Annotated in this window: 1 protein-coding gene and 2 pseudogenes; 1 reads left to right on the plus strand and 2 read right to left on the minus strand. The window is 70.1% G+C overall.

Annotation, left to right across the window (positions count from 1 at the left end; genetic code table 11):
* A pseudogene (locus A9X04_RS28565) lies at positions 1 to 186 on the plus strand (D-alanyl-D-alanine carboxypeptidase); the annotation flags it as partial.
* Here the strand turns inward: A9X04_RS28565 and A9X04_RS28570 are convergent.
* A complete protein-coding gene (locus A9X04_RS28570) occupies positions 187 to 795 on the minus strand; it encodes a TetR/AcrR family transcriptional regulator (RefSeq protein WP_067928323.1) in 609 nt (202 codons plus the stop codon).
* 1 nt (position 796) lies between these two features.
* Positions 797 to 1,520, minus strand: a pseudogene (locus tag A9X04_RS28575) (hypothetical protein); the annotation flags it as partial.

Raw genomic sequence — 1,520 nt, forward strand, 5'->3', positions numbered from 1 at the left:
ACCGGGTTCACCAACGCGGCCCGCAAGACCTTCGTCGGGGCCGCTGCCCGCGGTGGCCGTCGGCTGGTCATCGCGATGATGTACGGGCTGATCAAAGAGGGCGGACCGACCTACTGGGACCAGGCGGCGACGTTGTTCGACTGGGGATTCGCGCAAAGCCCCCAGTCCAGCGTCGGCTCGCTGTAGCTATTCCGGTCGGCCCGCGTCCGGCGCCGCCGCGGACAGCAGCGTCATCAGCATCGGGATCCGCTGCTCGGCGATGTGCGGCTGCGGCAGCACCCCCTCCACCACCGCGGCCCCGTCGAAGACGTTGGTCAGCACCGAGACCAGCACCGGGAACGTCTCCTCGGGGAAGCCCTCGGCGCCGGGCAGCGCACGGGCGGCGTCGTGGATTTTCGTGGAGTACTGCCGCAACTCGTGTTGCAAGGTGGCCCTGAGCTTTTCGTCGGTGCGGGCGGCGACCAGCAGTTCGTACAGCACGGCGTTGCTGGGCGCGGTGGTCAGGTCGCGCAGGATCGCCAGGGCGGCCTCCAGCGCCGGCCGATCGGGCGGGATCTCGGCGACCCGCTTGGTGAAGGTCTCGAGCTGGCGACGCAGCACCTCCGACGCCGTGGCCGCCATGAAGTCGCCCATGGTCTCGAAGTGCCGGAACAGGGCGCCGACGGAGACCCCCGCGCGCTTGGTGATCACCGCCGCGGACGCCCGGGCGTAGCCGACCTCGATGATGGTGTCGATGCATGCGTCGAGGAGCCGGCCCACGGTCTCCTCGCGGCGCTGCTGCTGGGTTCTCGCCATGTCAGGCCCCGATCGTCAGCGGGCTCCGGCCGCGGCGCCGCTGGCCGGCGCGCAGGTAGCGGCCCGATTTGACGGTTTGGCCGTAGCCCTCACGGAACCGGCCCGCACGGAAGACGACCGCGCCGCCCACACCGGTCGCGACGACGGCGTCGTCGTTGCGATTCACCATGCGCCGCAGGCCGCCGTAGAACGGCACCTCGTCCTCGTGGTAGCCCTCGACCGTTTCGTTGAGGCCGGCCGGGTCGATCACCACGAAGTCCGCGCGGTCGCCCTGGCGCAGCGTGCCGGCGTCGACGCCGAACCACTCCCCCAGCTCGCCGGTCAGCCGGTGCACCGCCCGCTCGGTGGACATGAACGGCGCGCCGGCCCGCTGGGCATCCCGAACCCGCTTGAGCAGCTTGACCGGGAAGTTGTAGAAAGCCATGTTGCGCAGGTGCGCACCGGCGTCGGAGAAGCCCATGTGCACGCTGCCCTCGTTGGCGAGTGCGTCGAGCAGCTTGGGGCGGTGGTTGGCGACGACGGTCGTCCACCGCACGTTGCGCTCACCGTTTTCGACGAGCACGTCGAGGAACGCGTCGAGCGGGTGCAGCTTGCGCTCGTCGGCGATGGCGCCGAAGCTCTTGCCAATCAACGACTCGTCGGGGCATTCGACGATGACCGCGTCGTGGAAGTCGCGGTGCCACAACGACGGTCCGAGCTTGACGCGGTCGAACTCGCGCCGGAAC

Source organism: Mycobacterium sp. E3247 (genome assembly GCF_001667785.1).
Taxonomy (GTDB): Bacteria; Actinomycetota; Actinomycetes; order Mycobacteriales; family Mycobacteriaceae; genus Mycobacterium.

What these genes read in the sequence shown, in the direction of transcription:
- A9X04_RS28570 (WP_067928323.1), bottom strand. Translation starts at nt 795, where the DNA reads ATGGCGAGAACCCAGCAGCAGCGCCGCGAGGAGACCGTGGGCCGGCTC.